This is a genomic window from Limnohabitans sp. Rim8 (assembly GCF_943326455.1).
GTDB lineage: Bacteria > Pseudomonadota > Gammaproteobacteria > Burkholderiales > Burkholderiaceae_C > Limnohabitans_A.
On the sequence record NZ_CALPTI020000004.1, the window covers coordinates 15,481 to 41,826 of the forward strand.

General features: G+C 60.4%; 29 protein-coding genes and 1 pseudogene. 14 read left to right on the plus strand and 16 right to left on the minus strand.

Going from position 1 to position 26,346, the window contains the following annotated elements:
• Positions 1-46: 46 nt before the first annotated feature.
• From Q1M54_RS03790 to Q1M54_RS03800, 3 genes are all read right to left on the minus strand, one after another.
• Positions 47-1,018 (minus strand): tripartite tricarboxylate transporter substrate binding protein, encoded by a 972-nt coding sequence (locus Q1M54_RS03790; protein WP_300554146.1) that lies wholly within the window; start codon positions 1,016-1,018, stop codon positions 47-49.
• Between the two features lie 32 nt (positions 1,019-1,050).
• On the minus strand, positions 1,051-2,172 hold the full coding sequence (locus tag Q1M54_RS03795) for an NADH:flavin oxidoreductase/NADH oxidase (RefSeq protein WP_300554148.1): 1,122 nt from the start codon (positions 2,170-2,172) through the stop codon (positions 1,051-1,053).
• A gap of 132 nt (positions 2,173-2,304) precedes the next feature.
• Positions 2,305-3,048: a pseudouridine synthase gene (locus Q1M54_RS03800; RefSeq protein ID WP_300554151.1), complete on the minus strand. Its 744-nt coding sequence runs from the start codon at positions 3,046-3,048 to the stop codon at positions 2,305-2,307.
• Here Q1M54_RS03800 and yaaA point away from each other — a divergent pair.
• From yaaA to Q1M54_RS03825, 5 genes are all read left to right on the plus strand, one after another.
• Positions 3,047-3,823, plus strand: coding sequence for a peroxide stress protein YaaA (gene yaaA, locus Q1M54_RS03805; protein ID WP_300554154.1), 777 nt, complete (start codon positions 3,047-3,049; stop codon positions 3,821-3,823). The two genes, Q1M54_RS03800 and yaaA, sit on opposite strands and share 2 nt — an antisense overlap.
• Positions 3,820-4,665, plus strand: coding sequence for an NADPH-dependent 7-cyano-7-deazaguanine reductase QueF (queF, locus tag Q1M54_RS03810; protein ID WP_300554157.1), 846 nt, complete (start codon positions 3,820-3,822; stop codon positions 4,663-4,665). The genes yaaA and queF overlap by 4 nt, the downstream gene beginning before the upstream one ends.
• A 23-nt stretch (positions 4,666-4,688) precedes the next feature.
• Complete coding sequence (locus tag Q1M54_RS03815) at positions 4,689-5,132, plus strand: PACE efflux transporter (RefSeq protein ID WP_300554160.1); 444 nt, start codon at positions 4,689-4,691, stop codon at positions 5,130-5,132.
• A 64-nt stretch (positions 5,133-5,196) separates the two neighbouring features.
• On the plus strand, positions 5,197-5,685 hold the full coding sequence (locus tag Q1M54_RS03820) for a low molecular weight protein-tyrosine-phosphatase (protein WP_300554163.1): 489 nt from the start codon (positions 5,197-5,199) through the stop codon (positions 5,683-5,685).
• 12 nt (positions 5,686-5,697) lie between these two features.
• A complete protein-coding gene (locus tag Q1M54_RS03825) occupies positions 5,698-7,740 on the plus strand; it encodes an IGHMBP2 family helicase (RefSeq protein WP_300554166.1) in 2,043 nt (680 codons plus the stop codon).
• Here the strand turns inward: Q1M54_RS03825 and Q1M54_RS03830 are convergent.
• Complete coding sequence (locus Q1M54_RS03830) at positions 7,727-8,128, minus strand: type II toxin-antitoxin system MqsA family antitoxin (protein WP_300554169.1); 402 nt, start codon at positions 8,126-8,128, stop codon at positions 7,727-7,729. The genes Q1M54_RS03825 and Q1M54_RS03830 overlap by 14 nt on opposite strands.
• A 2-nt stretch (positions 8,129-8,130) precedes the next feature.
• A complete protein-coding gene (locus tag Q1M54_RS03835) occupies positions 8,131-8,433 on the minus strand; it encodes a type II toxin-antitoxin system MqsR family toxin (protein ID WP_300554171.1) in 303 nt (100 codons plus the stop codon).
• Positions 8,434-8,694: 261 nt separating this feature from the next.
• Here Q1M54_RS03835 and Q1M54_RS03840 point away from each other — a divergent pair, with 261 nt between their 5' ends.
• Entirely contained in the window at positions 8,695-8,952 is a 258-nt protein-coding gene (locus tag Q1M54_RS03840; RefSeq protein WP_108371375.1) for a type II toxin-antitoxin system Phd/YefM family antitoxin, read from the plus strand.
• Entirely contained in the window at positions 8,949-9,365 is a 417-nt protein-coding gene (locus Q1M54_RS03845; RefSeq protein ID WP_300554177.1) for a type II toxin-antitoxin system VapC family toxin, read from the plus strand. Before Q1M54_RS03840 ends, Q1M54_RS03845 begins: the two co-directional genes overlap by 4 nt.
• A gap of 32 nt (positions 9,366-9,397) precedes the next feature.
• On the opposite strand, the gene Q1M54_RS03850 is transcribed toward Q1M54_RS03845, so the two are convergent.
• The 7 genes from Q1M54_RS03850 to Q1M54_RS03880 form a co-directional block, all read right to left on the minus strand.
• The gene (locus Q1M54_RS03850) at positions 9,398-10,240 is read right to left on the minus strand and encodes an enoyl-CoA hydratase-related protein (RefSeq protein ID WP_300554179.1); all 843 of its coding nucleotides are present in this window, start codon (positions 10,238-10,240) and stop codon (positions 9,398-9,400) included.
• Positions 10,206-11,453, minus strand: a complete 1,248-nt coding sequence (gene dinB, locus Q1M54_RS03855; protein ID WP_300554552.1) for a DNA polymerase IV — start codon at positions 11,451-11,453, stop codon at positions 10,206-10,208. Before dinB ends, Q1M54_RS03850 begins: the two co-directional genes overlap by 35 nt.
• 92 nt (positions 11,454-11,545) lie before the next feature.
• Entirely contained in the window at positions 11,546-12,700 is a 1,155-nt protein-coding gene (locus Q1M54_RS03860) for an alpha-hydroxy acid oxidase (protein WP_300554182.1), read from the minus strand.
• Positions 12,701-12,818: 118 nt separating this feature from the next.
• On the minus strand, positions 12,819-13,640 hold the full coding sequence (locus Q1M54_RS03865) for an NAD(P)-dependent oxidoreductase (protein WP_300554185.1): 822 nt from the start codon (positions 13,638-13,640) through the stop codon (positions 12,819-12,821).
• Between the two features lie 14 nt (positions 13,641-13,654).
• Complete coding sequence (locus tag Q1M54_RS03870) at positions 13,655-14,419, minus strand: aldolase/citrate lyase family protein (RefSeq protein ID WP_300554187.1); 765 nt, start codon at positions 14,417-14,419, stop codon at positions 13,655-13,657.
• Positions 14,420-14,480: 61 nt separating this feature from the next.
• Entirely contained in the window at positions 14,481-15,818 is a 1,338-nt protein-coding gene (gene gudD, locus Q1M54_RS03875) for a glucarate dehydratase (RefSeq protein WP_300554190.1), read from the minus strand.
• An 81-nt stretch (positions 15,819-15,899) separates the two neighbouring features.
• A complete protein-coding gene (locus tag Q1M54_RS03880) occupies positions 15,900-16,634 on the minus strand; it encodes a FadR/GntR family transcriptional regulator (protein WP_300554192.1) in 735 nt (244 codons plus the stop codon).
• Between the two features lie 142 nt (positions 16,635-16,776).
• On the opposite strand from Q1M54_RS03880, the gene Q1M54_RS03885 reads away from it, so the two are divergent.
• The 6 genes and pseudogenes from Q1M54_RS03885 to Q1M54_RS03910 all read left to right on the plus strand — a co-directional run bounded on the left by Q1M54_RS03885 (position 16,777) and on the right by Q1M54_RS03910 (position 23,322).
• A complete protein-coding gene (locus Q1M54_RS03885; RefSeq protein ID WP_300554195.1) occupies positions 16,777-18,066 on the plus strand; it encodes a glucarate dehydratase family protein in 1,290 nt (429 codons plus the stop codon).
• A 58-nt stretch (positions 18,067-18,124) separates the two neighbouring features.
• Positions 18,125-19,123 (plus strand): tripartite tricarboxylate transporter substrate binding protein, encoded by a 999-nt coding sequence (locus Q1M54_RS03890; RefSeq protein ID WP_300554198.1) that lies wholly within the window; start codon positions 18,125-18,127, stop codon positions 19,121-19,123.
• A gap of 75 nt (positions 19,124-19,198) precedes the next feature.
• Positions 19,199-20,323, plus strand: coding sequence for a mandelate racemase/muconate lactonizing enzyme family protein (locus tag Q1M54_RS03895; RefSeq protein WP_300554201.1), 1,125 nt, complete (start codon positions 19,199-19,201; stop codon positions 20,321-20,323).
• Positions 20,324-20,487: 164 nt separating this feature from the next.
• Positions 20,488-20,721: pseudogene (locus Q1M54_RS03900) on the plus strand (glucarate dehydratase); the annotation flags it as partial.
• Between the two features lie 7 nt (positions 20,722-20,728).
• On the plus strand, positions 20,729-22,306 hold the full coding sequence (garD, locus tag Q1M54_RS03905) for a galactarate dehydratase (RefSeq protein WP_300554206.1): 1,578 nt from the start codon (positions 20,729-20,731) through the stop codon (positions 22,304-22,306).
• A 29-nt stretch (positions 22,307-22,335) separates the two neighbouring features.
• Positions 22,336-23,322 carry a tripartite tricarboxylate transporter substrate binding protein gene (locus tag Q1M54_RS03910; RefSeq protein ID WP_300554208.1) on the plus strand — a complete coding sequence of 329 codons (987 nt, stop codon included), beginning with the start codon at positions 22,336-22,338 and terminating at the stop codon, positions 23,320-23,322.
• A gap of 68 nt (positions 23,323-23,390) precedes the next feature.
• On the opposite strand, the gene Q1M54_RS03915 is transcribed toward Q1M54_RS03910, so the two are convergent.
• Positions 23,391-23,894 carry a hemerythrin domain-containing protein gene (locus Q1M54_RS03915; RefSeq protein WP_300554210.1) on the minus strand — a complete coding sequence of 168 codons (504 nt, stop codon included), beginning with the start codon at positions 23,892-23,894 and terminating at the stop codon, positions 23,391-23,393.
• Between the two features lie 172 nt (positions 23,895-24,066).
• On the opposite strand from Q1M54_RS03915, the gene Q1M54_RS03920 reads away from it, so the two are divergent.
• Positions 24,067-25,083, plus strand: a complete 1,017-nt coding sequence (locus tag Q1M54_RS03920) for a metal-dependent hydrolase (RefSeq protein WP_300554211.1) — start codon at positions 24,067-24,069, stop codon at positions 25,081-25,083.
• On the opposite strand, the gene Q1M54_RS03925 is transcribed toward Q1M54_RS03920, so the two are convergent.
• From Q1M54_RS03925 to Q1M54_RS03935, 3 genes are read right to left on the minus strand one after another with little or no spacing between them, the layout of a single operon-like run.
• Complete coding sequence (locus tag Q1M54_RS03925) at positions 25,080-25,697, minus strand: pyridoxamine 5'-phosphate oxidase family protein (RefSeq protein ID WP_300554213.1); 618 nt, start codon at positions 25,695-25,697, stop codon at positions 25,080-25,082. The genes Q1M54_RS03920 and Q1M54_RS03925 overlap by 4 nt on opposite strands.
• An 18-nt stretch (positions 25,698-25,715) precedes the next feature.
• Positions 25,716-26,009, minus strand: a complete 294-nt coding sequence (locus Q1M54_RS03930; protein WP_300554216.1) for a type II toxin-antitoxin system RelE/ParE family toxin — start codon at positions 26,007-26,009, stop codon at positions 25,716-25,718.
• Complete coding sequence (locus Q1M54_RS03935; protein WP_100117630.1) at positions 26,006-26,230, minus strand: addiction module protein; 225 nt, start codon at positions 26,228-26,230, stop codon at positions 26,006-26,008. The genes Q1M54_RS03930 and Q1M54_RS03935 overlap by 4 nt, the downstream gene beginning before the upstream one ends.
• Positions 26,231-26,346: the final 116 nt, after the last annotated feature.

A 26,346-nucleotide genomic window follows, 5' to 3' on the forward strand; every position in this document is an offset into this window, starting at 1 on the left:
TACCACTGGGACTTGGTTTCTCAGCCTCGCAGATGCGGGGCTTTTTTCAATCCAACTTGATGTTGGCCGTCTTGATGGCCTGGGTCCAGTCTGCGATTTCTCGGTCCAGCAGTTTGGTCATATCGGCTGGAGGAAGAAAGCGCACCTCAATGCCCGCTTGGTCAGCCCGCTGCTTGCTCTCGGGCAAGTCCAGACTGCGCTTGACCGCATCAGCCAGTTGGTTCACGGTGGCTGTTGGCGTGCCGGCAGGGGCGTACAGGGCCACCCAAGCTTCCAGATCAATGTTGGGGTAACCCGCTTCGGCCATGGTGGGCACTTGGGGCATGCCGGGGTGGCGTTTTTTGCCCGTCACAGCCAGCGCCTTGAGCTTGCCCGCCTGGATGTGTTGCATCACCGAGGGCGGTGTGGTCATGAACACCTGAACCTGGCCAGCCAACACATCAGCAATGGCCTGGCCCGAACCCTTGTAGGGCACATGCACCAAATCCACGGCAGTTTGTTGCTTGAAGATTTCGGTGCCGATGTGAGAGACCGAACCATTGCCTTGAGAGGCATAGTTCAGCTTGCCTGGGTTTTGCTTCAAAAACGCGATGAATTCACGCATGTTGTTGGCCGGCACCGAGGGGTGCACCGCCACCACGTTGGTGGCCACGGTGATCAAGCCCACGGGTGTCAAATCTTTCAACTCCCATGGCAGTTTGCTCATGAGTATGGGGTTGGCAATGTGGTACCCCGAGTAAGACACCAGCAAAGTGTGGCCATCTTTGGGGCTGCGTGCCACCTGTTGGTAAGCCAAGTTGCCGCTGGCACCACCTTTGTTGTCGATCACGACCGACTGGCCCATCAAACGGCCCAAAGGCTCAGAGATCAGGCGGGCCGATGTATCCACCAGGCCGCCTGGCGGCACGGGCACCACCAGGGTGATCGGCTTGCTGGGGAAGGCCTGGGCCATCAAGGCCAAGGGGGCGCACAGAGTGGCCAAGGCCAGCAGTTTGGATAAATGGCGACGTGTGCTCATGAGTCTCTCTCTCTTGCTGTGGTTTTATGAAATCAGCGCATGCCAATCTTGGCGTCATTGAAAATGTTTTTGGCTTCGCGAGGCAGGCTGCGCCAGTACTGGTGTTGTGAGTCGACGGTGCCGCCCAGGGCCACGGCCGCTTCCCAGCCCCAGCGCGGCTTGTACAGAAAGCTGCGGGCCAACGCCACCAGATCGGCGTCGCCACGCTGCAGCACAGCTTCAGCCTGAGCAGGCTCTGTGATCAGGCCCACGGCGATGGTGGTCAGGTCCGATTTGGCCTTGACCGCTTTGGCCAAGTGCACTTGGTACTCTGGCCCCAAGGCAATTTTTTGCAAAGGCGAGACACCGCCCGATGAGATGTGCACGAACTGCGCCCCGGCTTGTTTGAGCTGGACAGACAGCTCTGCGGTGTCTTCAACCGTCCAGCCACCATCGACCCAGTCGGTGCCCGAAATACGCATGCCCAGCGTCCCGCCAAAAGCCTCGCGCACCGCTTTGAAGACCTCCATCGGCAAGCGAATGCGGTTTTCAAACGAGCCACCATACGCGTCGGTGCGCTGGTTGGAAATCGGCGACAGAAACTCGTGCAGCAAATAACCGTGCGCTGCGTGCAACTCGATGGCCTCAATGCCCAGTTCGTGGCTGCGGCGGGCGGTGTTGACAAAGTCGGCCTTGAGTTGTGCGATGTCGGCCAGGCTCATCTCGGTGGGAGACGCTTCATTGGGCAGGTGGGGCAGGGCGCTCGGGGCCACGGGCTGCCAGCCACCGTCTTCGGGGGCGATCAGCATGCCGCCATCCCAAGGGGCAGCGCTCGATGCCTTGCGGCCTGCATGGCCGATTTGGATGCACACGGGCATGTGCGGGGCCAAGCGGCGGGCACGGTGCAGTTTGTCACCCAGCGCCGCTTGCGTGGCATCGTCCCACAGGCCCAAGCAGCCGGGGCTGATGCGGCCCACGGCCGACACGGCTGTGGCCTCGATGGTGAACAGGCCCGCGCCGCTGTTGAGCAAGTTGGTCCAGTGTGTCAGGTGCCAATCGGTGGCCTGGCCGTTGTCGGCCGAGTATTGGCACATGGGTGCGATCACGATGCGGTTGGGCAGGGTGAGGGGTCCGGAGGGTGCGTTGAAGGTGAAGGGGGTGAACAGCAGGCTCATGGTGTGGGGCGTGGAGGGTGGCATGGGTGGCGCTGGCACAGCCAGCGCGGCATGGGCAATTGGGCGGCAATCCCAACGCGAAACGTGCGATCTTAGGCAAATCAAGAGGCGAGGCTTATCTTCTGCGTGACATCAATCACTGCCCGCACTCGGGCATTCTGGAAATTCGTCCCAAATGACCCATTCAGCTTGCAATGGCGCATCGATGGTCAGCAACTGCCCGCTGACGGGGTGGGGCAGTTCCAGACTTTCCGCGTGCAGCCACAACCGCTGCAGCCCGATCAAATCAGCCACCGCGCGGTTCAGCGGCCCTTTGCCGTGCGTGGCGTCACCAATGATCGGGTGCGCGATGTGCTTCATGTGGCGCCGCAGTTGATGGCGACGGCCTGTCAGCGGCTCCAGAGCCACTTCGGCGCAGCGAGTACTGGCAAAGCCTTGCTGGGGTTGGGACTGGGGCCGGTTCTGCGGTATTGGCAACTCAAAGCGGCGCAATGTAGCAAAGCGGCTTTGGGCGGGCTGCACTTCTGTGCGCTCGGTGCGCATGTCGTCGGGCATGCGCTTCAAGGGGTGGTCAATCAGGCCTTGGTCCAAAGGCCAGCCGCGCACGATGGCCCGGTAAGTTTTGTGCAGGCCCGCGCCTGACTCAAAAGCTTGCCCCAGCGTTCGCGCCACATCGGCGCTCAGTGTAAACAGCAACACGCCGCTGGTGCCTTTGTCCAAGCGGTGCACGGGCCAGACATGCCGCCCGATCTGTTCGCGCAGGGTTTGCAGCACAAAGCGGGTTTCACCCTTGTCCAGCGGGGTGCGATGCACCAGCCAGCCCGCAGGTTTGTGCACGATGGCGAGATAATCGTCCAGGTAAAGGATGTCGAGCATGTTGTTCTTATTGTCACCCGCCAAATCTCTGGACTACGAAACCCCCGCCGCAGGCGTGCCCCACACGCTGCCGCAGTTTGTGCCGCAATCGCAGGCCCTCATTGAGGTGCTGCGCCAAAAGTCGCCCCAGCAAATCGCCGAGCTGATGGACTTGTCGGACGCACTGTCGGCCCTGAACGTGGCCCGCTACGAAGCCTGGACCCCTAAGTTCACCGCCAAAAATGCCAAGCAAGCCGTGCTGGCCTTCAATGGTGACGTGTACGAGGGCCTGGACGCCAAGACCCTGTCGGCGCAAGACCTGGACTGGGCGCAAACCCATGTGGGCATTTTGAGCGGTCTGTATGGCGTGCTGCGCCCGCTGGACTGGATGCAGCCCTACCGCCTGGAAATGGGCACCACACTGCAGACCGACAAGGGCAGCAACCTTTACAAATTTTGGGGACCGCAAATTGCCGAATACCTGAACGCCCAGCTGGCCCAAGACAAAACCCCGGTCATCGTCAACTTGGCCTCGCAAGAGTATTTCAAGTCGGTGGACCGCAAAACCCTCAAGGCCCGCGTGATCGAATGCGTGTTTGAAGACTTCAAAGGCGGCAAATACAAAATCATCAGCTTCAACGCCAAACGGGCGCGGGGCCTGATGGCGCGGTATGCGGTGCAAAACCGCATCACCCACCCGGAAGGCCTGCTGGGCTTTGACCTGGAAGGCTATGCCTATGACGCCGCTGTCTCTGAACCCGACCGTCTGGTGTTCCGTCGCAAGGTGCAAGCATGAACACCCCCGAACAATCGCAGCTGGGCAAGTCCAGTGCCTATGTGGACCAGTACGACGCCAGCTTGCTGTTCCCCATTCCCCGCGCCACCAAGCGGGCCGAGATCGGCGTCACCGGGCAGCCGGTGTTTTTTGGGGCCGATATGTGGACCGCGTTCGAGCTGTCCTGGCTCAACACCAAAGGCAAGCCGCAGGTGGCGCTGGCGCACATCACCGTGCCTGCCGAAAGCACGCACATTGTCGAGAGCAAGTCCTTCAAGCTGTACCTCAACAGCTTCAACAACACGCGCCTAGACAGCGCCGACGTGGTGCGCGACATGATCCGCCGCGACATCAGCGCAGCCACCTGGCACGGTGGCGCGGTGCAGGCCAGTGTGGGCGTGAAGCTGCTGCTGCAAGAACAGTTTGACGCCGAACCGGTGCACGAGCTCGACGGCCTGAACCTGGACCGCATGGACATTGAGTGCACACGTTACGAGCCTGCGCCTGACTTGTTGAGCGCCAACGCCGAAGAGCTGCCTGTGAGCGAAACCCTGGTCAGCCACTTGCTCAAAAGCAATTGTTTGGTGACGGGCCAGCCCGATTGGGGCAGCGTGCAAATCACCTACAGTGGCCCGCAGATCGAGCAAGCGGGCCTGCTGCAATACATCGTGAGTTTTCGCAACCACAACGAGTTTCATGAGCAATGCGTAGAACGCATCTTCATGGACATCTGGACGCGCTGCAAACCCACCACCCTGACGGTGTACGCCCGCTACACCCGGCGCGGTGGGCTGGACATCAACCCTTGGCGCACCAGCGCGCCCGGTGCGCTGCCTCCCAACGTGCGCACGGCTCGGCAGTGAACCCCTTCACCCCGTTCCCCAACATGTCACCCACCACCCGCCGCGTTGTTCAGGCCTTGTTGTACGAAGCCATTGCCATCGCCGTGGTTGGGCCGGTGTTAAGCCTGGCCTTTGACAAGTCGCCTGCCTCCACCTTGAGTCTGGCGGTCGTGTTGTCGAGCATTGCGCTGACGTGGAACTACGTCTTTAACTGGCTCTTTGAGCGCTGGGAGTCGCGTCAATCGGTGCGTGGCCGTTCCTTTGCCCGGCGGCTGGCGCACGGGGCCGGTTTTGAAGGCGGCTTGGTCATCATTCTTTTGCCCGTCATGTCGCTGTGGCTGGACATTTCGATCACCGCTGCCTTACTGGCCAACTTGGGCCTGCTGGCCTTCTTTTTCTTCTATGCCATCGCATTCACTTGGTGCTTCGACCGGGTCTTCGGATTGCCCGCTTCTGCTCAGGCGGGCGATGTCAAACAGAGTGGATGATCCGAGTTTCCAGCGATTGTTTTGGTCAAGGTTTTGACCCCACACACCCAGCACCCCGCACGACATGAACGAAAATGCTTACAAAATCCTGTTTGTCTGCATGGGCAACATCTGCCGAAGCCCCACAGCCGAAGCGGTTTTCTTCAAACGGCTGGCTGAGCAAAACCTATTGCACAAAGTCCAAGTGGACTCGGCAGGTACGCACAACTTCCACCCCGACGCACCGCCCGATGAACGCAGCCAAAAGCATGCGCTCAAAAGAGGTTACGAGCTGGCGCACCTGAGGGCCAGGCCGGTGGTGGACAGTGACTTTGAAACCTTTGATTTGCTCTTGACCATGGATTGGGACAACCGTGCACTTTTGGAAGAAAGATGCCCCGCACAGCACCAACACAAGATCCGTGGCTTGGCGGAGTTTTTGCTCACCACGCAGGCCCCGGTGATCCCCGACCCTTACTACGGTGGAGACCAGGGCTTTGAGCATGTGCTGGATTTGATTGAAGAAGCCAGCGAGGGCCTTGTGAAATTCGTCACGCACAAGGTGCAGCGTTAAAGACCATCTCTTTTGGCCAACCAAGACCCCACCCCCACCGCACATCTCTCTGTTGAACACGAGCTGCGCCATGTGCGTGCGCTCATGCACCTTGAGCAACAGGAAGACCAGGCGCAGTTCAAGCTCAAAAATGCCAGTGCCAGCATCAAAGAGCGCCGTCGGCGTGGCCTGACTTGGTACCCCGTCACCATCACCCAAGAAGACATTGGTTTTGGGGGCAAGGTGGTGCTGGAGCTGGAGCGCCCGGCGCATCGGCAAGACCTGCATTTGTTTCAGGTGGGGGCGGCTGCGGCGCTGTTCAGCAGTGCGCCCGGCTACTCGGGGCCTGATCGGCCCGTGGTGAGTGGCGTGGTGACCCGCGTGCGGCGCAACAAGCTGCTGCTGGCCACCACCAAAGAAGCGCTGCCCGACTGGGTGCTGAACGGCAGCAGCCCAAATGGCAGCACCCTCAACGGAAGCACGTTAGGCATTGACCTGACCTTTGACGAGGTCAGTTACCGCGAGATGAACCAGGCCCTGAGCGCGGTCATGGCTGCAGACGGTAACCGCTTGGCCGAACTGCGCGACGTGTTGCTGGGCGCACGGCAGGCAACTTTTCGCGAGCCCCAAGCCGACGACCTGTTTTACCCCAGTGCGCTCAACGACTCGCAGCTGGCGGCGGTGCGCCATGTGGTCACGGCGCAAGACGTGGCCATCGTCCACGGCCCGCCCGGCACGGGCAAAACCACCACGCTGGTGCAGGCCATTTTGGAAACCATCCGGCGCGAGCGGCGCGTGCTGGTGTGCGCCCCCTCCAATACCGCCGTGGACCTGCTGACCGAAAAGCTGGCCGAGTGCGGTGTGAGTGTGATCCGCCTGGGCAACCCCAGCCGCGTGTCGGATCTGCTGCTCCAGCACACGCTCGACGCCGGGGTGATGGCCCACGCCAGCTACGCCAAGATGCACGCCATGCGCCAAACCGCTGAGCAGCACCGCGAGACGGCCAGTGAACGCGTGCGCCACTTTGGTTTTGAGGAGCAACAGCGCCGCCAATGGCTGCGCGAAGAAGCGCGCACGCTGCGCCAAGCCGCCGACGACTTGGAGCGATTCATGACCGAGGACGTGCTCGAATCGGTGCAGGTCATCACCTGCACGCTGGTGGGTGCCAGCCACCGCCACATTCGCTACCTGGGCTTTGAGACCGTGTTTATTGACGAAGCCGCCCAGGCCTTGGAGCCGGGTTGCTGGATTCCGATTGCCAAGGGCCAGCGTCTGGTGTTGGCGGGCGACCACCACCAACTGCCACCCACCGTCAAAAGCGAAAAAGCCGCCCGCGAAGGCCTGCGCGAAACCCTGTTTGAAAAGTGCATCCAGCGCCAACCCCACACGGCCCGCATGCTGAAGGTGCAATACCGCATGCATGCGCACATCATGGGCTTCAGCTCCGAGAAGTTTTATGGCGGTCAACTGGTGCCGCACCAAAGCGTCCGCTATGCCGACTTGGCCGCGTATGACCCGCGCTTTGCAACCGACCTGCCCGTGGAATTCATCGACACGGCGGGCTGCGGCTATGAAGAACTGGCCATCCCCGAAAGCCGCTCCACCGCCAACCCCGAAGAAGCCCACTTGCTGCTGGAGCGCCTGGCGCAGCTGATTGCGCTGGGCGAGCCCACCGACCCAGATCAGCGCCCGCTCACCATCGGCGTCATCGCGCCGTACCGCGCCCAAATCAACTATTTGAAAGAGGCCATCGAAGACAGCGCTGTGCTGAATGGTTTGCTGCTGCAACGCAGACTCAGTGTGGGCACCGTCGATTCGTTTCAGGGCCAAGAGCGCGACATCATTGCCATCACCTTGACGCGCAGCAATGCCCAAGGCGAGATCGGCTTCCTGTCTGACATTCGCCGCATGAACGTGGGCATGACCCGCGCACGGCGCAAATTGCTGCTGGTGGGCGACTCGTTCACGCTTTGCAGGCATCCGTTTTTTGGGGAGTTACTGGCTTATGTGAAGGGGGTGGGGGGCTACCGCACGGCGCAAGACGCGAAAATCAATCGGGGCGCTACGCCGCTCTGACCTCGCTCAGCAAATCGGGGTGGCGGTCCAGCACCTTGAGCAACTTGACCAAAGCCAGCGGCGGTTTGGTCTTGCCGTTCTCGTAGCGAGAAAACGCATTCACGCCACCGCCAAAAATATCGGCAGCTTCGCGTTGGTCGAGGTCGAGCTTCTTGCGCACTTTGGCAATGTAGGCAGGGTCAACATAAGCAGCGTTCACTTGCCTTTGATGCGCCCCAAGCAAGTCGCTGTATCGGTCACCGTGTTCGCGGTTCAAGACGGCTTCGCCGCAGGCAGGACAAAAATCACCCGTCACGTCGGGAATGGTGGTGCTTTCTCCCTTGTAGACATAGGGCATGTCGCGGGTATCGTGGATCAGTTCAGCCGCTCCACAGCATGGGCATTTCATGGTCACAGCTCCTTGAATGAAACAATCAAAACGTCGTCGATGACAGTCAGCTTGAGATACACCTCAGCGCCGCTGGGGGTCTTGGCGTGGTACACGTCCTGCCATATCCGGTGATCCGCATGGGTCGTCATGCTCTTGTAAAAGTTGGCAGAGGTCAGGGACATGACGACGGCACACATTCCGGCCAAGTCGCTGATGCCAAGCTCAAGAGCCCCACTGAACGCGCTCGCTGTCGCCCTGACATGACCACTCTCCACCAGCCCCTGGACAACGGCCAGCTTGCAGTGAGGGGTACTTTTCTCCATTGTGAATTATAACCAAGTAGGTTTATTTGGCTGGTAGGTTAACGATCAAGCTATCCAGTCTTCAAGTTTCAAACCTGGCACCGGTACATTTCTTGACGGCCCGAGTGCTCGGCATGGCGGGTGTTGTGGAAGATTTTCATGGGCTTGTGACTTGTTTGGGGTCAAGTGTGCCAGTGCCCAAGGAAGGCAAACCGCTGTTTGGCTTGACAGGGGTGGAAATTGTGAGCAGACTAGATGGCTGACTAGTTCGAGGGGGCTGAGATGCATACATGGCCAGTACAAGACGCGAAAGCGCGGTTCAGTGAGTTTTTGGATGCGTGCCTGGTCGAGGGGCCGCAAATGGTCACCCGACGTGGCGCTGAAGCTGCCGTGTTGGTGCCCGTGCAGGAGTGGCGGCGTATGCAGTCGGCAGCTCGCCCCTCGCTGAAGCAACTGCTGCTCTCGGACCAAGCCCGCACCGACTTGATCGTGCCGCCGCGAGGACAAGCCAAACGTCGACCTGTGGAACCGATGCTGTGACGCAGCGCTATTTGCTGGACTCCAATGTGGTGTCTGAGTTGCGCAAGCCGCGCCCGCACGGCGGCGTTGTGGCTTGGCTGGAAACGCTGGATGACGCTCAGCTTTACGTGTCGGCGGTCACGCTGGGCGAAATTCAAGCGGGCATCGAGCTGACACGGGAACAGGACCCCGATAAGGCCCAGCAAATTGAAGACTGGTTGGCCTTAGTGGCGGGCGCGTACAACGTCTTGCCCATGGACGCCGCAGCCTTCACGGCTTGGGCGAAGTTGATGCACCGCAAGTCAGACACGCTCTATGAAGACGCCATGATTGCCGCAACCGCCAAGGTGCATGGATTGACCGTGGCCACCCGGAATGCGGCGGACTTTCAGACGCTGGGTTTCGAAGTGTTCAACCCGTTTGACTCGGTGTAATCCAATTTTTTGCACGGGGCTTGGCTCAGCCCTCAACCAAACTCCCGAAACCCCTTGAGCGCAGGCAGCGGCGCAAAGTTCGCCTCGCGTTTTTGTTGCATGGCGCTGATGGCCTCGCGCACGTTGGCGTTGCTCCAGATGGCGCCTTGCAGCCAGCCCATGTGGCGCAGGCTGTCTTCGGTGCTGTGGTCGCGGGCGTAGTGCAGCACTTGCTTGGTGCCCCAAATGGCCACGGGCGGTTTGCTGGCAATCTCTTTGGCCGCTTGCAGGGCGGCGGCCACGGTGGCTTCGTGGGTGGGCAGCACCTCGTTCACCAGGCCGTGGGCCAGGGCCTTGTCGGCACCCAGGCGCCTGCCCGTGTAGGCCAGTTCTTTCACCAGCGCCATGGGCAGCAGCTTGGGCAGGCGCTGCAGCGTGCCCACGTCGGCCACCATGCCGATGTTGATTTCTTGGATGCAGAAGAACGCATCGGCCGATGCATAACGCATGCAGCAGGCGGTGACCATGTCCACCGCGCCGCCAATGCAGCCGCCCTGGATGGCGGCAATGACCGGGATGCGCAGTTCTTCGAGCAGGGTGAAGGTGTGCTGCATGTCGGTCAGCAGGTCGTACACCGCAGAGCGGCCTTCGGCGCTGGTGTCGTCCATCAGGATGGCGCTGCCAAAGGTCTTCAGGTCCATGCCCGCGCTGAAGTGTTTGCCGGTGCTGGAGATCACCAGCGCCCGGGCGGTGCCGGCCTTGTGGATGTCGGTCAGCACCTCGTGCAACTCGCGCCAAAAAGTGGGGTGCATGGTGTTCATCGCATCGGGGCGGTTCAGCACCAGGTGGGCAATGTGGTCCTCAGTCTTCAGGGAAAAGCAGCTCAGTTTGTCCATGGTCATTCACTTGGGGTGGTGGGTTGGCAGATGCTTCACTGTAAGAGGCCAGAGGTGTGGGCACTGTCCCGGCCTTGACCAGCGACCCCACCCGCACACCCAACAGCCGTATGCGGCGTGACAGGTCCACCCGCTTGAGGCATTGGCCGGCAATCAGTCGGATGCGCTTGGCATCGGCGGTGTATTCGGTCAGGGTCTGGTCACGTGTGACGGCCTGAAAGTTGTCATACCGCAGCTTGATGCCGATGGTTTTGCCTTCGTAGCCTTTGCGCTGCAAGTCGGCGGCCACTTGCTGGCACAGGCGGGTGAAGACGGCGCCCAGCTCGGCACGGTCGCGCACGGCGTGCAGGTCGCGCTCAAAGGTGGTTTCGCGGCTCATGCTGACGGGCTCGCTCTCGGTTTCCAGCGGCCGGTCGTCGCGGCCCCAAGCCGCTTCGTGCAGCCAAGCGCCGTAGCTTTTGCCAAAGTTTTCAATCAGCCAATGCGGTTCGCGTGCGGCCAGTTCGCCGATGGTGTGGATGCCAAAGCCTTTGAGTTTTTCATCGGCTTTGGGGCCCACCCCGTTGATCTTGCGGCAGACCAGGGGCCAGATCAGGCTTTGCAGGTCGGCCTCATGCACGACCGAGATGCCATTGGGTTTGTTGAACTCGCTGGCCATCTTGGCGATGAGTTTGTTGGGCGCCACGCCAATCGAGCAGGTCAGGCCTGTGGCCTCAAAAATGCTTTTTTGGATCAAGCGCGCCAGCACCCGCCCGCCTTCGCGCTGACCGCCAGGTACGTCGGTGAAGTCGATGTAAACCTCGTCCACGCCGCGGTCCTGCATGACGGGGGCGATGTCGGTGATGATGCTTTTGAAGGTGCGGGAAAAGTACCGATACCGCTCAAAGTCCACCGGTAAAAGGATGGCTTGCGGGCAGAGCTTGGCGGCCTTCATCAGGCCCATGGCCGAGCCGATGCCGAACTGCCGCGCTGCATAGGTGGCGGTGGTGATCACGCCGCGTCCGGTGTAGCCCTCGATGCGTGGGAAAAAATCCACCGGAATGCGGTCCAGCCGCTCGGCAAAGCTGCCTTCGGTCCATTCGCCATCGGGGTAGGCCGCTTGCAGCTTGCCCAGCAGGTCGTCTTCTTTGCGCCTGCCGCCGCCTATGACCACCGGCAAGCCTTTGAGCTGCGGGTAGCGCAGCAACTCGCAGGAAGCGTAAAACGCGTCCATGTCGAGGTGGGCAATGCGGCGCACGGGGTGAGCAATTGGGGCGGTGGTCACCCAGCAAGCATAGCGTGGGTGGCAGGCCCTGAAGCCTTTATTCAGGCCTTCGGAAAGGTGCCCGGCAACAAGATGTTGGTGTTGACATTCTGGATGTCGGTGTGGCCGCAAAAGGCCATGGTGATGTCCAGCTCTTTGTGGATGATTTGCAGGGCCTTGGTCACGCCCGCTTCACCCATGGCGCCCAAGCCGTAGGCCATGGCGCGGCCGATCATGGTGCCTTTGGCGCCAAGCGCCCAAGCCTTCAAAACGTCTTGGCCGCTGCGGATGCCGCCGTCCATCCAGACTTCAATCTTGTCACCAACCGCTGCCACGATGGCGGGCAGGGCTTCGATGCTGCTGGGCGCGCCGTCGAGTTGGCGGCCGCCGTGGTTGCTGACCACAATCGCGTCAGCGCCGCTGGCCACGGCCAACTTGGCGTCTTCCACGTCCATGATGCCCTTCAAGATCAGCTTGCCGCCCCATTGCTTCTTGACCCAGGCGATGTCTTCCCAATTGAGGGTCGGGTCAAACTGCTCGTTGGTCCAAGAAGCCAGCGACTTCATGTTGCTCACAGCCTTGACGTGGCCCACCAGGTTGCCAAAGGTGTGGCGTTTGGTGCCGGCCATGCCCAAACACCAGCGGGGCTTGGTCATCAGGTTGATGATGTTGGCAATGGTGGGGCGGGGAGGCGCGGTCAGGCCGTTTTTCAGGTCTTTGTGGCGCTGGCCGATCACCTGCAAATCGAGCGTGAGCACCATGGCGCTGACGTTGGCGGCCTTGCAGCGGTCGATCATGCGGGCCATGGCCTCGCGGTCGCGCATCATGTACAGCTGAAACCAAAACGGCGCTTGGGTGTGGGCTGCGATGTCTTCAATCGAGCAGATGCTCATGGTGGACAGCGTGAAGGGGATGCCGAACTTCTTGGCGGCCATGGCGGCGTGCATTTCGCCATCGGCATGCTGCATGCCTGTCAGGCCCACGGGGGCGATGCAAACGGGCATTTTGGTGTCGATGCCCACCATCTTCGTGGCAGTGGTGCGGTTTTCCATGTTCACCGCCACGCGCTGGCGCAGCTTGATCTTTTGGAAGTCGTCTTCGTTGGCGCGGTAAGTGCCCTCGGTCCAGGAGCCGCTGTCGGCGTAGTCATAAAACATGCGCGGCACGCGCTTTTCGGCCAAAACCCGCAGGTCTTCGATGGTGGTGATCACGGTCATGGTTTGTCTCCGGCAGGGGGGCAAGCGATTTTTGAAAGTCGCCCATGGTAGCCGCAGGTCATGCCGGGTGCTGTGAAACTTGAGACAACCCGTTTGAAATTTCTTGTGAGCTGTGCTTTCACCCGTGCGGCGTTGCCTTGACGAACGCGCCGCCTTGGTAAATCGCGGCTGGATCATTCTTGTCGATGCTTTGCTGACGGGCTTCGACAGTCGGGCGGAACACGTCGGACGAATCCAGCGGGCGGTAACCGATGTGTTTGGCGTGGGTGTTGTCCCACCAGGTGGTCTGGTTGTCTGACATGCCGTAGATGATGCTGTGGCCGACGATGGGGGCGGTGAGTGCGGCCACCACCAGACGCTCTAGGTCGTCAAAGCTCAGCCAGGTGGCCAGCATGCGGCGGTCTTTGGGTTCGGGGGTAGAAGAGCCGATGCGGATGCTCACTGTTTCGATGCTCCAGCGGTCCCAGTACATCTGGGCTACATCTTCGCCAAAGGCTTTGGACAGGCCATAAAACCCATCGGGTTTGGGCGGCATGCGGGTGTTGACCACTTCGTCTTGCCTGTAAAAACCAGTGACATGATTGGAACTGGCAAACACGATCCGCTTGACGCCTTGCAGCCTTGCGGCCTCGTACAGGTTGACCATGCCCAAGATGTTGCCCGCCAAAATGGTGTCCCAAGGCTGCTCGGTAGAAATGCCGCCCAGATGCACCACAGCGTTCACGCCTTGTAGCAGCGTTGTGACTTGGTCCTTGTTTTCGAGCGATGTGATCTGAACCTCTTCGCCTTCGGCAGCGCTGCCCAGGTCATTGCGGTCGCTCAACCGCAGCACCTCGCAATAGGCTTTGAGGCGCGGGCGCATCTCGCGCCCCAAATAACCAGCGGCACCCGTCAGCAGCAGGCGAGAAAAACGCAGAGGCGATGCGGGTTTGGGCAGCATGGCAAGCGATCTGTTCAGGCTTTGAATCGGCCAGCCAGTGCCGTGGCGCTGTCGCGCAGCACGTTCTGGTCGGCCCCCACGGCGACAAACAGACAGCCTTGGTCCACATAGTGTTTGGCCAGGGCTTCGTCGCCTGTGAGGATGCCCGCTGCTTTGCCGCAGGCCTTGATGCGAGCAATCGACTCGTCAATGACTTTCAGCACGTCGGGGTGCTTGGGGTTGCCCAGGTGGCCGAGCGCTGCCGACAAGTCGCCGGGGCCGATGAACACGCCGTCTACTCCATCCACGTTGGCAATGGCCTCAATGTTTTGCAGGCCCAAAACGGTTTCGACCTGAAGCAAGAGACAAATTTCGTCGCTGCTTTTCTGTGCATAGCCCTTGACTCGGCCATAGTGGCTGGCGCGTGGCGCACCGGCATAACCGCGCACGCCGTGCGGTGGGTATCGGGTGTAGGACACCGCCTGCAGGGCTTCTTCTTCGGTCTGGATGTAGGGCACCAACAAGGTTTGCACGCCCACATCGAGCAAGCGCTTGAAGGTCACCATGTCGTTCCACGGGGGGCGCACGATGGCAGTCGTTGGGCTGCCTTTCATGGCCTGCAGTTGCGCCACGATTTCCGTCAGGTCGTTGGGCGAATGCTCCATGTCCAGCAGCAGCCAGTCAAAGCCGCAGTGCGCCAGGATCTCGGTGCTGATGTTGCTGCACAGGTGCGACCACAGGCCGATTTGTTTTTGACCAGATTTGATCGCGTGTTTGAAATGGTTGACAGGCATGTCCATGGTGGGTTTCCTTAAGAGGTGAATGTGGGGGGCTTGTGTTGGGGCAAATGTGCACAAGGTCTTAGCGCACCATGCAAGGCATCTTGTGGTCGAACTTCCAGCCGGGGATCAGGTACTGCATGGCGATGGCATCGTTGCGTGCGCCCAGGCCGTGTTGCTGGTAAAGCTGGTTGGCTTTCATCACCGCGTCCATGTCTACCGCAATGCCTAAGCCGGGTTTCGTGGGTACATCCACATAACCATCTTTGATTTGCAGCGGATCTTGGGTGAGGAACTGGCCGTCTTGCCAGATCCAGTGGGTGTCGATGGCCGTGACTTTGCCCGGCGCAGCAGCGGCGCACTGGGTGAACATGGCCAACGAGATATCAAAGTGGTTGTTGGAGTGCGAGCCCCAAGTCAGGTCGTACATCTGGCACAACTGCGCCACGCGCACCGAGCCCTGCAGTGTCCAAAAATGCGGGTCGGCCAGCGGGATGTCGACCGACTGCAGCTGGATGCTGTGCGCCATCTCGCGCCAGTCGGTGGCCACCATGTTGGTGGCCGTCAGCAAGCCGGTGGCGCGGCGAAATTCGGCCATGACCTCGCGGCCTGAGAACACGCCTTCTGCACCGCAGGGGTCTTCGGCATAGGCCATGGTGTTGCGGTGGTCGCGCAAAAGACGAATGGCGTCTTTGAGCAGCCAACCGCCGTTCGGGTCCAGGGTGATGCGGGCTTTGGGAAAGCGCTCGTGCAGCGCCAACACCGCCTCGACCTCTTCTTCGCCGCGCAGCACGCCGCCTTTGAGCTTGAAGTCCTGAAAGCCATAGCGGGCCTGTGCGGCTTCGGCCAACCGCACCACGGCTTCGGGCGTCATGGTTTTGTCGTGGCGCAAGCGCAGCCAGTCGTCGGGCTGGTCGGGTTCGCTGCGGTAAGCCAAATCAGTTTGCTGTCGGTCGCCCACATAAAAAAGGTAGCCCAACATCTGCACCCGCTGGCGCTGCTGGCCGTCACCCAACAGGGCGCAGACGGGGACGTTCAGGTGTTGGCCCAGCAAATCCAGCAAAGCCGACTCAACGGCTGTCACGGCGTGGATGGTGGTGCGCAGGTCAAACGTCTGGTTGCCCCGGCCACCGCTGTCGCGGTCTGCAAACTGCTGGCGCATGGCGTTCAGCAGGCGGTTGTAGTTGCCTATCGACTGGCCTTCAACCAAGGGGCGGGCGTCTTCCAGGGTTTGGCGGATTTTTTCGCCGCCGGGCACTTCGCCCAGACCGGTGCGGCCTGCCGAGTCGGTCAGGATGACGATGTTGCGGGTGAAATAGGGGCCGTGGGCGCCGCTGAGGTTCATCAGCATGCCGTCGTGGCCCGCCACGGGGATCACCTGCATGCGGGTGACGACAGGTGTGGAAGATGACTGAGGCATGGGGGAAATGTCCGTTAATTCGAAAGACATCGTACAACTTAAACCCGCATCGGTGATGCGTGTTAACCCTTGTCACCGTGTTCAGTGGTGACTGGAGGCGCCTTTTTTGTGCCGGTCGCGGCTGTTGGACAGGTGGGTGCGCATGGCCGCGCGGGCCGACACGGCGTCTTGTGCGGCGATGGCGTTCAGGATGTTTTCATGCTCTTGGTGCACGCGTCGCAAATACGCCAATCGGGTCTCATCGACAACCGGGTTGGTCTCCAGTCGGGCCCGTGGAATCGACTGCGCCCCGAGCGAATTCATCATGTCTGCGAAGTGGTTGTTTTGCGTGGCGCGGGCAATTTCATGGTGAAACTGGAAGTCGGCGGCGATCGCATCGCGCCCTTCTTCGATGGCGTTGGAAAACGCGATCATGGCGTCTTGCATGACCCGCAGATTGCTGTCGGAGCGCCTCACGGCTGCCAACGCGGCGGCTTCGGTCTCTATGCTGATGCGCAATTCCAGCAAGGCGATCACATCGTGCAAGGTGCTCAGCTGGTTCTGATGGACCCGAAAGGAGGGTGTGTCGACTTGTGCCAGCACGAAGGTCCCAATTCCGTGCCGTGTTTCGACCAACCCGGCCGCCTGTAACTTTGAAATCGCCTCCCTCACCACGGTGCGGCTGACCCCAAAACGCGCCATGATGGCGGCTTCGGTGGGCAGTTTTTGGCCACTGCTCAAAGAGCCATTCTGAATTTCGGTGCTCAGCTGATCGACCAGTTCAAAGGTCAGACTGCGCGATTTTCGCTTTCCTGTGTCGACTTGGGGTGTGTTCATCGGGTAAGTACGCATTCCAGTTTTTGCGGTGAATCTGATAATTTACTTGTACGACAACTTATCACATGAATCTCTGGATCCCAATGTAGCAGAACACCGCAGATCTCAGCCCCTTTTTTGATGAAATAGAACCTGTAACTTCATGACGCCTCTTGCCATCCGCCACGTGCGCATCACGCCCATCGCGTTCCGTGATCCGCCTCTGCTCAATGCGGCGGGTATCCACGAACCTTGGGCGTTGCGCTCGATCATTGAGATCGAAACCGCTTGTGGGCGCGTGGGCATCAACGAGACCTATGGCGATTTACCCATGCTGGAGGCGTTGGCCAAGGCTGCACCGGCCTTGCAAGGTTTGTCGCCCTGGAGCCTGAACACCATGGAGAACCGCGTGGCCGCGCTGGTAACTCCCGCCAAAACCGGATCCGAGTTTTTGGGTGAAAAGATTTCGTTGGCCCCCGGCACACATGTGTCAAAAAATGTGGCCAAGGTCATCAGTGCTTTTGAAGTGGCCATGCTCGATTTACAGGGTCAGGTGGCGGGTGCCCCGATTGTGGATTTGCTGGGCGGTGCGGCACGCGATGCGGTGCCGTTCAGCGCCTACCTGTTCTTCAAGTACGCCGAGCACCTGGGTCAACCTTATGCGGCAGACCCTTGGGGTGAGGGCACCACGCCCGAGCAGATGGTGGCGCAAGCGCGCCAAATGATCTCGACCTATGGTTTCAAAAGCATCAAGCTCAAAGCCGGAGCCTTGCCGCCTGAGCAAGAAGTACAAGCCCTGTTGGCACTGGCCCAGGCTTTTCCTGGTGCGCCGCTGCGCATCGACCCCAATGCCAACTGGACGGTGCCAACCAGCCTGAAGGTGGTAGAACAGCTGCGTGGCGTACTGGAGTACTACGAAGACCCGGCCCCTGGCCTGGAGGGCATGGCCGAGGTCGCCCGGCAGTGCGAGGTGCCGCTGGCCACCAACATGGTGGTCACCGACCTGAAGGAATTCCGCCGCAATGTAGAGATGGGCTGCCCGGTCAAGATCGTGCTGTCTGATCACCACTACTGGGGCGGTCTGCGCGCCACCCAACGCCTGGCCACGATGTGCCAGACCTTCGGCTTGGGCCTGTCGATGCACTCCAACTCGCACCTGGGCATCAGTCTGATGGCGATGACCCACCTGGCCGCTTCGGTGCCCCAGCTGTCCTATGCCTGCGATACCCATTACCCCTGGCAGGACGACGAGGTGGTGCAGGGTGGCCGCATGAGGTTCGAAGATGGGAGCCTGCGCGTGACCCGCACCCCCGGCCTAGGCGTGACGCTGGACCGTGAAGCCCTGGCGCGCCTGCACGACAACTACCTGAACACATCCATCCGTTACCGCGACGACCTGGCCCAGATGCGCAAGTACGCCCCCGCCTTCACTGGTGAGCAGCCGCGTTTTTAAAAATGCTTTCCCACCCAGCACGCCATTTTCCCATCCACCCACCCCAAGGAGATACTCCATGCAACGCCGCACCCTGATTCGCCATACTTTTGCCACAGGCACCGCCTTGCTTGCAGCAGCATTTGCCATCCAGCCCGCCTCGGCCCAAAGCGGCTGGCCAACGGCCAAGCCCATCACTTTCGTGGTGCCATTTGCTCCTGGTGGCAACACCGACACGTTGGCCCGCCTGATTGCCCCAGCGCTGGCCACTGCGTTGGGTACCCAGGTGGTGATTGACAACAAAGCCGGTGCCGGTGGTAGCGTTGGTTCGGCCGCTGCCTCCCGTGCGCCCGCCGATGGTTACACCATTCTGGGTGGCACCATCAGCTCACACGCCATCAACATCAGCCTGTACACCAACCCCATTGGGTACGACCCAGTGAAGTCCTTCGCTCCCATCGCCATGCTGGGATCGGGTCCGCTGGTGTTGGCCGTCCCGGCGACCAGTTCTCACAAAACGCTGAATGAAGTTCTGGCCGCCAGCAAGGCCAAAAACGGCGGCATGACTTCGGCTTCGGCAGGCATCGGCACCTCTCCGCACATGGCCATGGAATTGCTGGCTTACCAGACGGGCGTGAAGTTCACCCACGTTCCCTTCCGGGGCTCCGGTCCTGCCGTTCAGGCCTTGCTCGGTAATCAAGTGGACATGATGTTTGACACGTCACTGGTGGTGGGCCCACACATCCAGTCGGGACGGTTGCGCCCCATCGTCGTGACCAGTTCCAAGCGACTGGAGTCTTTGCCAGAGGTGCCCACCATCGCCGAGGCCGGCCAGCGCGGGTTCGACATGGGTTCCTGGCAAGCCGTGTTTGCACCCGCCGGGACACCGCAGCCCATTGTCGACCGGTTGCACGCCGAGATCATGAAGATCGTTGCCACACCCGAGGTGCAAGCGCGCCTGAAAGGGTTTGGCATGGTGCCGTCCACCATGACACCTGCCGAACTGGGCGAGTACCAGAAAACCGAAGTTGCGAAATGGGCCGAGGTGATCAAAGCCGCTGGCATCAAGGCTGAATAATTCAGCACCCGACCCACGCAAGCCACTCGGCATGAACTGCTCTCCACAAGATCTCAAGCGCGATCCGAAAATCCTATGAACACAGACCCTGTCCAACACGTGGAGGTCTCGCTGTGTCGAGTACCGTTGCCTCAGGCTGTGAGCGATGCAAAGGTATCGACCGGACGTCAAAAACCCCTGACCCATGTTGATCTTCTGCTCGCAGAAATTGAGACTCGCCACGGGGAGAAGGGTTTCGGCTTCAGCTACTCCCTGCGGGCGGGGGGGCATGCCATGTTGGCACATGCCAAGGACATCGCGGGGGAGTTGATCGGTGAGGATCCGGACGACATTGGTCGTCTTTGGGAGAAGATGGCATGGCTTGGCGCATCGGTAGCGCGTACCGGGGTCACTGCGCAAGCCATTGCCGCCTTCGATGTGGCTCTGTGGGACCTGAAAGCCAAGCGTGCCGGTAAATCCATCGGCAAGTTGCTCGGCGCACACCGCAACGATGTGCCCTGCTACAACACGTCTGGCGGTTATCTGTCGTCTTCACTGGACGAGGTGTTGAGCAATGTTGACCGGTCGCTTGCACTTGGCCTCGGTGGCATCAAGCTGAAAGTGGGGCAGCCTGACTTGAAGCTTGACATCGCACGCGTGCGGGCGGTCAGAGAACACGTCGGCGAAGACGTGCCGATGATGGTAGATGCCAACCAACAGTGGGACTTCACCACTGCGTTGCGGGCCGGACGCCAACTCGATGAATTGGGTTTGGTTTGGTTGGAAGAGCCCCTGAGTGCTTACGATTACGCTGGGCATGCCATGCTCTCGGAGCGGCTGGACACGCCCATCGCGAGCGGTGAGATGCTCAGCAGTCTTGCCGAGTGCGCGGAACTGGTCCGACACCGCTCGGTGACCTTCATGCAAGCCGACGCGCCCCGCATTGGGGGGATCACCCCGTTCCTGAAAATCGCCACCATCTCCGATTTGGCCAGGCTCAAGCTCGCCCCGCATTTCGTGATGGAAATCCACATCCACCTGGCTTGTGCCTATCCACATGAGGCATGGGTGGAGCACATCGAATGGTTGGAGCCAGCCTTCAATGAGCGGCTCCAAATTCGAAACGGTCGGATGATGCTGCCTGATAGGCCAGGCTTGGGCTTCACACTTTCCGACGAGGCGTTGACTTGGCGTGAAGGCCTCCACCGCATCTCCACCTGAAAGGTGTCTTCCATGCACCAATCTCTTCAACTTGAACCGAGGTGTCACGACGTTGGCAACCATCGGCCCCTATGAAAGCCCTCACGATTGGCTGCATGCGTGTCATACCCGTGGCGGAACGCGACGGCATGTTGCGCATCCTGTCGGGGGCGCATGCGCCGTTCTGCGACACCCATGACCCCTGGCAAGACGAAGAATTGGTGCTAGGCGGCCGCCTGCAGTTTGAAATCGGCAGCCTGCGCGTGCCCCGCTCGCATAGGCTGGGGGTGAGCATTGACCCCACCACATTGGAACGCTTGCACGACACCGACCTGCACTGCCGCATTCGCAACCGCGATCACCTAGGGCAAATACGCCGATATGACCCGTCCTTCAAGGGCAAGCAACCCCGCTTTTGAGTTGACCATGACCACCCACGCCCGACCCTTGGCTATCCGCATGCACCCAAATGACAATGTGGCCATCATCGCCAATGACGGTGGCTTGACTGCAGGCACGCTCATGCCTGAAGGCGTGGCCCAAGGGCTGGTTTTGCGCGACAAGGTGCCGCAAGGCCACAAGTTGGCCTTGGTGGATCTGGCCCAAGGCCAAGCTGTGCTGCGCTACAACGTGCCGGTGGGCTATGCGCGGCAAGACATTCCGGCAGGCAGCTGGGTGCACGAGCGTTTGCTCGACATTCCGCCAGCACGCGCTCTGCACGGTCTGCCCATGGCCACAGTTAAGCCTGCGCCGCAAACCCCGTTGGAAGGCTTCACCTTTGAGGGCTTTGTCAACGCAGATGGCTCGGTCGGCACCCGCAACTTGCTGGCGCTGACGACCACGGTGCAATGTGTGGCGGGTGTGGTCAAGATCGCGGTGGAGCGCATTGAGCGGGAGTTGTTGCCCCTGTTTCCGAATGTGGATGGTGTGGTGGGCTTGGAGCACAGCTATGGCTGCGGCGTGGCCATCGATGCACCGGGCGCCGAGATCCCGATCCGCACCTTGCGCCACATCAGCCTGAACCCCAACTTTGGTGGCGAGGTGATGGTGGTGAGCCTGGGCTGCGAAAAGTTGCAGCCCGAGCGCTTGCTGCCGCCGGGCAGTTTTCCCATCCACGATGAACGTGACCCGGGCCAAGGGCCTGATTGGGTGTGCCTGCAAGACGATGCGCATGTGGGCTTCATGTCCATGGTCGATCACATTGTGCAAAGCGCCCGCCCGCACCTGCAGCGCCTGAACGCTCGCCGTCGCCAGACCGTGCCTGCCAGCGCTTTGGTGGTGGGTGTGCAGTGTGGCGGCAGCGATGCTTTTTCGGGTGTGACGGCCAACCCGGCCGTGGGCTTCATGGCCGATCTGATCGTGCGCTCTGGGGGCACCGTGATGTTTTCGGAAAACACCGAGGTGCGCGATGCGGTAGAGCAACTCACCAGCCGTGCTGCCACACCCCAAGTGGCCGAAGACATTGTTCGTGAGCTGGGCTGGTACGACCAGTATTTGGAACGTGGCCGCGTAGACCGCACCGCCAACACCACGCCCGGCAATAAGGCGGGGGGCTTGTCTAACATCGCCGAAAAAGCCATGGGCTCGATCATCAAGAGCGGCAGCTCGGCGATTGCCAGCGTGCTGGCGCCGGGCGACAAACTCAAGGCCGATCAAAAAGGCTTGGTCTTTGCCGCCACGCCTGCGAGCGACTTTATTTGCGGCACGCTGCAATTGGCCGCCGGCATGAACGTGCATGTGTTCACCACCGGGCGGGGCACGCCTTATGGCTTGCAGGCTTGCCCCGTGGTCAAGGTCGCCACGCGCACCGACCTGGCTCGCCGCTGGCACGACTTGATGGACATGAACGCTGGCCGCATTGCCGATGGTGAGATCACCATCGAAGAAGCCGGCTGGGAACTTTTCCGCATGTTGCTGGATGTGTCCAGCGGCCGTCAAACTTGGGCCGAACATTGGAAACTGCACAATGCGTTGGTGCTGTTCAATCCGGCCCCCATCACCTAAAAAATCAACATCAAACTGGAGTAAAGACCATGAACCTGTCAAAAACCACTTTTGCAGCCTTAGGGGCTTGCCTTTTATGGACATTCGGGTCTGCGGCGCACGCGCAAACCGCTGCTGCGCCTTACCCCAACAAACCCATCAAAATCGTGGTGCCGTTTCCAGCGGGTGGCACCTCGGATGTGTTGGCCCGTCTTTTTGGGCAAAAAATCACCGAAAGCTGGGGGCAAGCCGTGGTGGTGGAAAACCGTCCCGGCTCCAGTGGCAATTTGGGCGCTGATCTGGTCGCTAAATCTCCTGCTGACGGCTATACCTTGGTGCTGATGGACGTGGGCAATCTGGTGATCAGCCCGGCCTTGTTCAAGTTGCCATTCAACGTCGAGAAAGACTTTGCGCCTGTGGCCATGGTGGCTTATTCGCCCCATTTGTTGGCGGTCAGCACGAAAGTGCCGGCCAACACGCCTGCCGAATTGGTCGCTTATGCCAAAAGCCAAAAGGGCAAGCTCAACTACGCTGTGGCTGCAGGCATGGGCAGCGCATCGCACTTAGCGGGCGTCACGTATGCCCAGCGCAACGGCATTGAGTGGGGCTATGTGCCTTACAAAGGAGGCGCCCAAGCCATCACCGATTTGATCGGCGGGCAGGTGGATGTCATGTTCAACGGCATGGTGGCCACCTACCCGCATGTCAAGGCGGGCAAGATCAAATTGATCGCCATCTCGAGCACCCAACGCAATGCGCAAATGCCCGCTACGCCCACCGTGGCCGAGAGCCTGCCGGGCTTTTTGACCGGCAGTTTTCAGGGCTTACTGGCCCCAGCTGGCACACCGAAGGCGGTCGTTGACAAGCTGCATGCCGAGGTTCAACGCATTGCTGCCTTGCCAGACATCAAAGAGCGTTTGACCACTTTGGGTGCAGAGCCGTCAGCCATGACGCCCGATCAATTTGCGCAATGGATGCGCTTAGAAATTCCGGCCATGGCCAAAATTGTGAAAGACGAAAAGATCACGGTGGAGTGATCTTTAACCCGAACCCCATCACGGGCTTTCGGGCTTGTCATGGGGTTTTTTGCTTATTGAGCTGGGCTTTAGCTGCAGCTGACGCTGCCGCAGCCAGACATGGTCACGTTTTGGATGGCCGAGGGGTCGGCCAGGGTTTCGGTCACGCTGTCAAAACCCACTGACTTGAGGTGTGCGGCCAAGCCTGCGTCCATGCTGGCGGCGTGGCCTGGAAACCATTCGATCAAGGCTTCGGCCATGCGGGTGATGATGGTTTTGTCGGTGTCGAGGTAATGGGCCTCGACCACGCGCATGGTCTCCAAAATGGTGGCGTGGTGTTCGGCATGGCAGTTGTCGGCCGAAAACCCAGTCGCCAGCATCCAGCGTTCTTCTTGCGCAAAGTGCTCAACGGTGTGGTTCAAAAACGCTTTGTAAACCGGCAATTGGTCTTCTTCGGGCGTGGCCAAAATCTGGTTGACCATGGCCATGAACTCGTGGTGCGTATCGTCCATGCGGGCGTCGCCTGTATTGAGCGAATCGGTCCAGAGCATGGGGGTGGGAACGGTGGCGGTGTCGGCGGCAATTTGGGACATGGCGTTGGAGGTGCAGTTGGCTAAAAAAGTTGCTGAATTATCACGCCAGCTTAGCAACCTGGGTGCGGCTGGGTCTGCACCCGCAACGGCCCCCCGGTGATCAGGGTTTGCAAAAGCCATTAACCTCTTGATTCTCATCAAGCCAGCTTTTCCCTTTCTTCCCCTTTGCCTCATGGATTCTGTTACACAAGTTCTTTTGGGCGCCTCGATCGGGGTGGCCGTCATGGGGCGGCGCAACGCGCTGTGGAAGTCGGTCTTGTGGGGCGGTGTGGCGGGGTTGCTGCCCGATCTGGATGTGTTGCTGGACCATGGCGACCCGATCTTGAACATGATCCGCCACCGCGCGGAAACCCATGCTTTGCTGCTGCTCACGCTCTTTGCGTTTCCGATGGCCTGGGTGGTGAGTCGCATCCACAACCAAGCCCGCTTGTCTGGCCGTTGGTTCTGGGCGCTGTGGCTGGCGCTGGTCACGCACCCTTTGCTGGATCTGATGACGATTTACGGTACACAGGTGTTCCAGCCTTTCACCGACGAGGCCTATGGTTTGGGCAGCATGTTCATCATCGACCCGGTGTATTCACTGCCTTTGCTGGCGGGGGTGATTGCGGCGTTGCGTGTCAAAACCGTGGGGCGCGCCTTGGCCATCAATGGTTGGGCGCTGGCTTTCAGCACCGTTTATTTGGCGTGGAGCGCGCTGGCGCAATGGGGCGTGACGCAACACGCCCGCCAATCCTTGCAGGCCCAAGGCTTGCCAAGCCAGCAACTTTTGGTCACACCCGCGCCCTTGAGCACTTTGGTGTGGCGCGTGGTGGCGATCGATGGTGATCGCTTACATGAAGGTTTTTACGCCCTGATGGACGGCAGCAGGGCCATGCGCTTTGTGGCCCATGAGCGGGGTGCAGCCTTGGCCGCGCAAAACGCCGACCACCCGCAGTTGCAGCGCCTGGCGCGGTTCACCGATGGGTTTTATAAGGTGGCTCACGCCAACGGGCGCTTGGTGATCACCGACTTGCGCATGGGCCAGGAGCCCGCCTATGTGTTTTCTTTTGACATTGGCCCACCGCTGCAAGCAGGCCAGACCCATCCTGTCGCGCAGCAGCAAAGCCGCCGCATGGATGTGGGGGCTGGTTTGTCATGGCTAGGGCAGCGGATGTTGGGGCGGGACGTGCCGCCGCCCGGCGGGCCTTAGAGCGATTGCCGGTAACGCGCCATCATCTGGGCGTGGGTTTCGGTCTCGATCTCTTCGCCTTTAAAGGCTTTGATCTGGTCGCGCAGCATCTCGGTCATGTTGGGCATCTGCGCTCGGTCGACCTGGCGAGAGGCGTCCCAAAGTTGCGAACGCATGAAGGCCTTGGCGCAGTGCAAATACACCGACTCCACTGCCACGCGAATCACCACAACGGGTGCGCGCCGCGCATCGGCGCACAGCGCCAGATCGGCCGGGTCGGTGGACAACACGGCGCGGCCATTGACGCGCAAGGTCTCGTCAAAGCCCGGCACCATGAACAACAAGCCCAGGCGCCCGGTGGCGATGATGTTCTCCAGCGTGTCCAGCCGGTTGTTACCTGGTGCATCGGGCAGCAGCAAAGTGTGCGCATCGGGCACCTTGACAAAGCCCGGCTCGCCCCCGCGCGGCGAAGCGTCCATGTGCCCACCCGCATCGCTGCTGGCCAGCACCACAAATGGCGACAAGCCAACGAACTGCACCGCATGCGCTTCCAGCGCCGGGATTTCTTTTTTGAGCGCGCGCTCGCGGGCGGGGCCGTAGAGCTGGCGCAGGGCTTCAAGGGTGGTGATGTGCATGGAAAAGATTTTGGAGGTTCAGTTCATCCGGCCTTGCCAATACGCAGGGCGACGGTGCAAATGGGCGACTGCGATCACTAAAACGCTGTCCTGATCGACGTTGTAAATGACGCCGTATGGAAATCTGCGCAGGCGGCAGCGGCGGGTCTGGCTTGAAAGCGGATGCCAGCCAAGTGGGTGTTGCTCAATGAGTTGGATGGTGCGAAGAAACTCCACCAAAAACGAATCTCCCAAGCCTGGCGCTTGTTGGGCGTACCAACGGATCGCCTCGTCCAGCTCGGATTGAGCTGCGGGCAAGAGTCGCACGTTCATGCCGTTTTGACTTGGTATTTGGCAATGACTTCATTCAAGGGGATGGCTTTTACCTCACCTCGGCGATAGGCCAAAAGACGTGATTCGGCCTCTTGTGCCCATTGCGCATCCAAGGAGTCGTCCCGTGCATCTAAGGTGTCAAGGATCTGATCGACCAAAGCCATACGTTCCTCGGGGGGCAGTTGTGATGCTTGATCGCAGAGTTGCTTGGCGGTTGGCATGTGGGACTCCAAAGGGCGGTGGAAAGTCAGTTTAGCGAAGTTCAGCGCTTATGGAAATTCAAGCCGTTAGCAAAACCGAGTTGCGTAGCATGGTTGCATCCGAATGCCACTGTACG